The 6732-nt window shown below is 58.9% G+C and carries 5 protein-coding genes and 2 pseudogenes; 4 read left to right on the forward strand and 3 right to left on the reverse strand.

Annotation, left to right across the window (positions count from 1 at the left end; genetic code table 11):
• Positions 1 to 102 precede the first annotated feature (102 nt).
• Both PMI23_RS30390 and PMI23_RS30395 read right to left on the reverse strand, forming a co-directional pair.
• A complete protein-coding gene (locus PMI23_RS30390; RefSeq protein ID WP_371042268.1) occupies positions 103 to 975 on the reverse strand; it encodes a methyl-accepting chemotaxis protein in 873 nt (290 codons plus the stop codon).
• Between the two features lie 30 nt (positions 976 to 1005).
• A pseudogene (locus PMI23_RS30395) lies at positions 1006 to 1797 on the reverse strand (MCP four helix bundle domain-containing protein); the annotation flags it as partial.
• 210 nt (positions 1798 to 2007) lie between these two features.
• On the opposite strand from PMI23_RS30395, the gene PMI23_RS24815 reads away from it, so the two are divergent.
• From PMI23_RS24815 to PMI23_RS30405, 4 genes and pseudogenes are all read left to right on the forward strand, one after another.
• On the forward strand, positions 2008 to 2238 hold the full coding sequence (locus tag PMI23_RS24815; RefSeq protein WP_007909525.1) for a hypothetical protein: 231 nt from the start codon (positions 2008 to 2010) through the stop codon (positions 2236 to 2238).
• Positions 2235 to 2537, forward strand: coding sequence for a cell division protein ZapA (locus PMI23_RS24820; RefSeq protein ID WP_007909527.1), 303 nt, complete (start codon positions 2235 to 2237; stop codon positions 2535 to 2537). Before PMI23_RS24815 ends, PMI23_RS24820 begins: the two co-directional genes overlap by 4 nt.
• Before the next feature lie 144 nt (positions 2538 to 2681).
• A pseudogene (locus tag PMI23_RS30400) lies at positions 2682 to 3707 on the forward strand (HAMP domain-containing protein); the annotation flags it as partial.
• 135 nt (positions 3708 to 3842) lie between these two features.
• The gene (locus PMI23_RS30405) at positions 3843 to 4574 is read left to right on the forward strand and encodes a methyl-accepting chemotaxis protein (protein ID WP_371042269.1); all 732 of its coding nucleotides are present in this window, start codon (positions 3843 to 3845) and stop codon (positions 4572 to 4574) included.
• Between the two features lie 201 nt (positions 4575 to 4775).
• On the opposite strand, the gene PMI23_RS24830 is transcribed toward PMI23_RS30405, so the two are convergent.
• Positions 4776 to 6578 (reverse strand): acyl-CoA dehydrogenase, encoded by a 1803-nt coding sequence (locus PMI23_RS24830; RefSeq protein ID WP_007909531.1) that lies wholly within the window; start codon positions 6576 to 6578, stop codon positions 4776 to 4778.
• Between the last annotated feature and the right edge of the window lie 154 nt (positions 6579 to 6732).

Genomic DNA, 6732 nt, shown 5'->3' on the forward strand with positions numbered 1-6732 from the left:
GAGTCGAACTCAGACTTTGAAATGTATGAAGATCTGCTCCCTTTCCCCCTCTCCCTCTGGGAGAGGGCTGGGGTGAGGGGCTTTTGACCTTAATCTCAAAATTTACAGGCTGAACCGCCCAACCATGTTGTTCAAATCCAGCGCCAACCGCGACAGCTCATTGCTCGCCGCACTGGTCTGATTCGCGCCAGTCGCCGATTGCACCGACAAATCACGAATATTCACCAGATTGCGATCCACTTCCCGCGCCACTTGTGCCTGCTCTTCAGCGGCGCTGGCGATCACCAGGTTGCGCTCGTTGATCTCGACGATGGCGGTGTTGATGGTGTCCAGCGACATGCCGGCACCACGGGCGATGTTCAGGGTCGACTCGGCACGCTCGGTGCTGTTGCGCATCGAATCCACGGCGTGTTCGGTGCCGCTCTGAATGCTGCCGATCATCCGCTCGATTTCGCTGGTCGACTGCTGAGTGCGATGCGCCAAGGCACGTACTTCATCCGCCACCACCGCAAAACCACGGCCGGCTTCACCGGCGCGTGCCGCTTCAATCGCTGCGTTCAGTGCCAGCAGGTTGGTCTGATCGGCCAGACCACGAATCACATCCAGCACTTTGCCAATGTCGCGGGATTCATTGGCCAGATCGCCGATCAACGACGCAGTGCTTTGCACATCGGCGCTCATGCGTTCGATGGCGCTGACCGTTTCCTGGACCAGATCACGACCATCACCGGCCGAGGTGGTGGCATTCTTCGAGGCTTCCGAAGTGCTCACTGCGTTGCGCGCGACTTCTTCCACAGCGCTGGTCATTTCATTGACAGCAGTGGCCGCCTGTTCGATTTCGTTGTTCTGCTGAGTCAGACCACGCGCGCTTTCGTCGGTGACGCTGTTCAGTTCTTCCGCTGCCGAAGCCAACTGAGTCGCCGAGCCGGAAATACGCTGCAGGGTGTCACGTAGCTTCGATTGCATCTTCGCCATGGCTGCCAGCAGGCGGCCAGCTTCGTCTTCACCGTCAACGTGGATCGGCTGGGTCAGGTTGCCTTCGGCGATGGTTTCCGCAGCTTCCAATGCTTTGGAGATCGGCTTGGTGATGCTGACGGTCAGCAGCCATGCGAAGAGAAATGTCAGGCCAGTGGCGATCACCAACAGCGTGACCACAAGGTTGAAAGACATCGAAAACTGATCGCTCGCGCCTTTATCCGTCTCGGCGATTTGCTGAGTGTTGATCTCCAGCAAACGCGCGAGGGCGGTGTTCACCGCTTCCGAGTTGCTCAGCAAGTCCGAGTTGAGCATCTGCCGCAGTTCATCGATCTGATTGTTGCGCGACAGGGTTTTCATCCGGTCTTCGAGCTGGCGGTACTGCGCGAGCAACTGTATGTATTGATCATAAGCCGCGCGTTCTTGCGGGCCGTCGATCAACGGCTCGTAGGCGCGCTGGGCGTCGGCGATCTGCTTGTTGCGCAACTCGAACAGTTCGACAGTCTTTTGTTGAACGTCCGGTTCACGGTTGATCAGCAACCGATACGACAAAACACGCAGGCGCAGGGTCAGTTGGGTGAACTCGTCGAGGGCCTTGATCGAAGGCACACTGGCCGTGGCGATGTCTTCGCCTGCTGCGCGGATTTTGCTCATCTGATTAAGCGCAAACACGCCGAGAACCAGCATCAGGCCGCCGATCAGGGCGAAGCCGGTAAACGCCCGTGGGGCGATATTCATATTGCGAAGGGACATGGGGCGGATACCAAGAGAGGGCCGCGTCCATGCGGGCTGAGACTGCTGTATGGATGACTTATCGGTCATGCGACTAAAGTCTTGAGGTGCTGTGCGTATTTGTCGCAGAAGGGCTTGGGCGACGAAGTGCAGGAACCAGATCGGCAGATCACAGTCTTTAAAACTCGCGAGAACGGTCGGCCGCCAGGAAAATCAAGGCTTTGCGCCGGTTTAACCCTGGCATCCGTGATGACTTTTCTTTATCGTACGCGCCCTTTGAAAAACGCTTGGAAGATCAAAATGTTGGAAGCATCCCTCAGCCAATTGGAACAGCTCGTCAGCGACCTGGTGCAACAGAACCAGACCCTCGCGCAAACCAACCAGACCCTGTCCACGGAACTGGCCCAGGCCAAGGATGAAAACGAAAGCCTGCAACTGAACCTGATGGAGCAGGAAGAAAAGCACGGCGCCACCGCCGCCCGCATTCAAGCCCTGGTTGATCGCGTCAACGCAGGTCCTGTCAGCGCATGAACCACCACACAGCAGGGGTAAAAGTCGTCTCGATTCTCGGGGAGGACTATTCGATCAAGGCACCGGCCGGGGAAGAACAGACCCTGCTGGACGCGGCACTGATGCTCAAGGCCGCGTTGGCCGACACCAAACGCAAATACCCGACGCTGATCGGTGACCGCTTGCTGGTGCTGGCCGCGATGAATCTGTGCTCGCAGCAGATCGAAATGAAGAAGCAGCACCAGGAAGAACTCGACCGTTACCAAGAGCAAGTCAGCGCCACGGTCGACACTATTGCCAAGACCATCAACCAGGGTTGATGGAGCTGCGCACAACCAAAGAATAGATTGTCGATTGGGTTGTATACAATCGGCACGGCTGTTGCATTGTCTCGGCCACTTATTCTTTGGGGGTGCTCCATGCAGTTGTGGCGACGCAGTATTCAATGGCAGCTGATTCTCAGCATGGGCACCGCCCTGCTGGTCAGTATCCTGATCGTGGTTGGCATTTATACCCTGGTGGTCAACCGCCTCGCCCAGAGTTATCTGGTCGAACAAGCTCTGCCGTCGAGCATCGAAGCGACGCGCAACGATATCGAACGGATCCTTGTGCAACCGCTGACAGCGGCCAAGGATATTGCCAGTAATACGATGGTCCGTGACTGGCTCGCCTCAGGCGAAGACAGCAGCAAAACAGCGGGCTTCGCGCAGTATCTGGAAGGCATCCGCGCCGAACACAAAGCTTTTACCGCTTTGATCATCGGCACCGAATCCAATCACTACATCACCGAAAAAGGTCTGGATCGCACCCTCAGTCGCAGCAAACCGGCCGATGCCTGGTTCTATTCTTTCCTCGACAGCAATCAGCCGCGCACCCTCAATATCGACAACGACGGCGCCACCGGGGAATTGGCGCTGTTCATCGATCTGAAGGTCGAGCAGGCCGGCAAAGTGGTCGGCGTTGCCGGGCTAGGCTTGAGTATGAAAGAGCTGTCGGAGCTGATTCACAACTTCAGCTTTGGTGAGCGCGGCAAGGTCTATCTCGTGCGTTCCGACGGTTTGATCCAGGTGCATCCCGAAGCGCAGTTCAGCGGCAAACGCACCTTGAGCGAGCAGATCGGCGCCAATGCGGCGCAGGCCGTCATGGGCCAGAAAACGGCGATCAGCAGCAGCTTCCAGAGGGATGGCGAAGACTTCCTCGCCTTCAGCCTGCCCTTGCGCGATTTGGGCTGGACTCTGGTGGCCGAAGTGCCGCATTCGCAGATCTATGCCGAAGCCCGAAAAGCGATGTGGATGAGCGGCGGTATCGGTCTGGCCGTAGCGCTGGTGTGCCTCGCTTTGGTGGTGTGGCTGGCGCAAGGGCTGGTGCGGCCGATTCGTCAGGTAACAGCGGCGCTGGTAGCAATCGGTAGCGGCGGTGGAGATTTGACCCACCGGTTAGATTCCAGTCGCGCCGACGAGCTGGGCGATCTCGCCCGAGGCTTCAATCGTTTCCTCGACAGCCAGCGCGGGATGATCGCTGAAGTGCTGACCACTAGCGAGCGTCTGCGTACGGCCGTGGGGCAGGTGGCGAAAGTGGTGGAGAACACCGCTGAACGTTCTGGCCGTCAGCAGGAAATGACCGACATGGTCGCGACCGCCGTTCACGAAATGGGCCTGACCGTGCAGGAGATTGCGCAGAACGCCGGTAACGCGGCGCTCGCCTCGCAGACCGCGCGGGATGAAGCGATGCAGGCGCGGGAAGTGGTCGGTGGCTCGATCAAGCATATTGAAAGCATGTCCGATGAGATTGGCGTTGCGGCGGGGGCAGTGGGGGAGCTGGCGCATCAAGTCGCGTCGATCGATTCGGTGTTGGCGGTGATTCGCGGCGTGTCCGAGCAGACCAATCTGTTGGCGCTCAATGCCGCTATCGAAGCGGCGCGCGCCGGCGATATGGGGCGCGGCTTTGCGGTTGTTGCTGATGAAGTGCGCACTTTGGCGCGCAGGACGCAGGCCTCCACCGACGAAATCCAGCAGATGATCGGCAGCCTCAAGCAAGGCGCGGAAAACGCCGTGTCGTCGATGCGCACGGGGCAGGCGGCAACTGGCACCGGGGTTGAATCGAGCCAGCGCACCGGGGCATCGCTGACAGCGATTACCGGGCAGGTCGAGCGCATCAGTGACATGAACCATCAGGTCGCGACGGCGACGGAAGAGCAGTCGGCGGTGACTGAGGAAATAAACCGCAATGTGCAGGGGATTTCCGATCTGGCGCGGGCGACGGCGGGGGAGGTTCGGGCCTGTCGTGAGGATTGTCAGATGTTGCAGAGGCTGGCGGATGATCTGGCGCGGCAGATGGGTGGGTTCAAGCTGAGTTGAGTGTTGAGCCAGAAAAGCCCCTCACCCTAGCCCTCTCCCAGAGGGAGAGGGGACTGACCGTGGAAAATTCAGGAGGTACGCCGACCTGAAAGTACTGTACTGAATCCATAGTCGATGCGGTTTTTCAGGTCGATGTATAGCGTCAGACACCTCGGTCGGCCCCCTCTCCCTTTGGGAGAGGGCAGGGGTGAGGGTTGGCTTTTAGAACCACGCATCCTGCATCGCCAGACACGTATCATCCCGCGCCTCCAGCAACGCCAGTTTATGGTGACAACCCGGCACTTCCCACGTCAGAAAATACCGCGCCGCCTGCAACTTGCCTTTATAGAAGTCAGCATCCGCCGCATTACCCTTGGCCAACCCTTCCTCGGCACGAATCGCCTGCTCCAGCCAGCGCCAGCCAATCACCGTGTGGCCGAACACCTTCAGGTACAGCGCCGAATTCGCCAGGCTGCTATTGACCTTGCCCTGTGCCAGATCGGTCAACAAACCGATGGTCACCGTTTGCAGGCGCGCGACCAGTTTCTCTAACGGCTCACGCAACGCGGTCAGCGATTCATGCGCCGTTGCGCGCTCTGCCGTGGTGGCGATCAGACGAATCAATTGCTTCAGTCCCGCGCCACCGTTCTGCGCCAATTTACGCCCGAGCAAGTCCAGCGATTGAATGCCATGGGTGCCTTCATGAATCGGGTTCAAGCGGTTATCGCGGTAATACTGCTCCACCGGATATTCGCGGGTGTAACCGTGACCGCCAAGAATCTGGATCGCCAGTTCGTTGGCCTTGAGGCAGAACTCCGACGGCCAGGATTTGACGATCGGTGTCAGCAGATCCAGCAACTCATGCGCCTGCTTGCGCTCGGCTTCGGATTCAAGCGTCGTGGTGTCATCGAATAGCCGCGCTGCATAGAGGCCGAGGTCAAATGCACCTTCGACGTAGGACTTTTGCGTCAACAGCATACGTCTGACATCGGCGTGCTGAATGATCGCCACCGGTGCTGTGGTCGGATCCTTACTGTCCGGCACGCGACCCTGTGGCCGCTCGCGGGCGTACTCCAGCGAGTACAGGTAACCGGCATAACCGAGCATCACCGCGCCCATGCCGACGCCGATCCGCGCCTCGTTCATCATCTGGAACATGTAGCTCAAGCCGTGGTGCGGTTTTCCCACCAGATAACCAACACACTCACCGTTATCGCCGAAGTTCAACGCTGTGGAGGTGGTGCCGCGCCAGCCCATCTTGTGAAACAGCCCGGCCAGCAGAACATCGTTACGCTGGCCGAGGCTGCCGTCATCGTTGACCAGAAACTTCGGCACGATGAACAGCGAGATACCTTTAACGCCCGCAGGTGCGTCGGGCAGCTTGGCCAGGACCATGTGCACGATGTTTTCCGAGAGCGGGTGATCGCCGCCGGAAATGAAAATCTTGTTGCCCTTCAGGCGATAAGTGCCGTCGGACGCCGGCTCGGCGCGCGTACGAATATCCGACAGCGATGATCCTGCGTGGGGCTCGGTCAGGGCCATGGTGCCGAAGAAGCGGCCATCGATCATCGGTTGCAGAAAGCGTTGTTTCTGTTCGTCCGTGCCAAAGCTCTCAATCAGGTTCGCCGCGCCCATGGTCAGGAACGGGTAGGACGTTGAAGCCGCGTTGGCTGACTGGAAATGCGCGAAGCAGGCTTGCGACAGCAGTGTAGGAAGCTGCATGCCGCCGGCGTCGAAACTTCTCGCGGCGTTGAGGAATCCGGCTTCAAGGAAGGCATCCACCGCTGGTTTCACTTCAGGAATCAGAATCGCCTTGCCATCTTCGTAGCGCGGTTCGTTCTCGTCGCCCTTGCGGTTGTGCGGGGCGAAGTACTTCTCGGCGATGTTGCGCGCGGTGCCGATGGCGGCGTCGAAGGTCTCGCGGTTGTGCTCGGCAAAGCGCTCACGCCGGGTCAGGCCCTCGGCATCAAGGACTTCATACAGCTCGAAAGCCAGATTGCGGGAACTGAGCAGCGTCTCGGACATGGCGGCCTACCTGAAATTGGGGTTGGGCCGAGTCTAGGCGTGCTGATAAAGGCTGAACAGGATGATTGATGGGCGTGATACAGAAGCAAAAGATCGCAGCCTTCGGCAGCTCCTACACCAATTCCTGTAGGAGCTGCCGAAGGCTGCGATCTTT

The sequence above is a fragment of the Pseudomonas sp. GM24 genome (assembly GCF_000282235.1).
Taxonomy (GTDB): domain Bacteria; phylum Pseudomonadota; class Gammaproteobacteria; order Pseudomonadales; family Pseudomonadaceae; genus Aquipseudomonas.

Coding starts and splice junctions, on each gene's coding strand:
- PMI23_RS30390 (WP_371042268.1), bottom strand. CDS start 975: ATGGCGAAGATGCAATCGAAGCTACGTGACACCCTGCAGCGTATTTCC.
- PMI23_RS24815 (WP_007909525.1), top strand. CDS start 2,008: ATGTTGGAAGCATCCCTCAGCCAATTGGAACAGCTCGTCAGCGACCTG.
- PMI23_RS24820 (WP_007909527.1), top strand. CDS start 2,235: ATGAACCACCACACAGCAGGGGTAAAAGTCGTCTCGATTCTCGGGGAG.
- PMI23_RS30405 (WP_371042269.1), top strand. CDS start 3,843: ATGGTCGCGACCGCCGTTCACGAAATGGGCCTGACCGTGCAGGAGATT.
- PMI23_RS24830 (WP_007909531.1), bottom strand. CDS start 6,578: ATGTCCGAGACGCTGCTCAGTTCCCGCAATCTGGCTTTCGAGCTGTAT.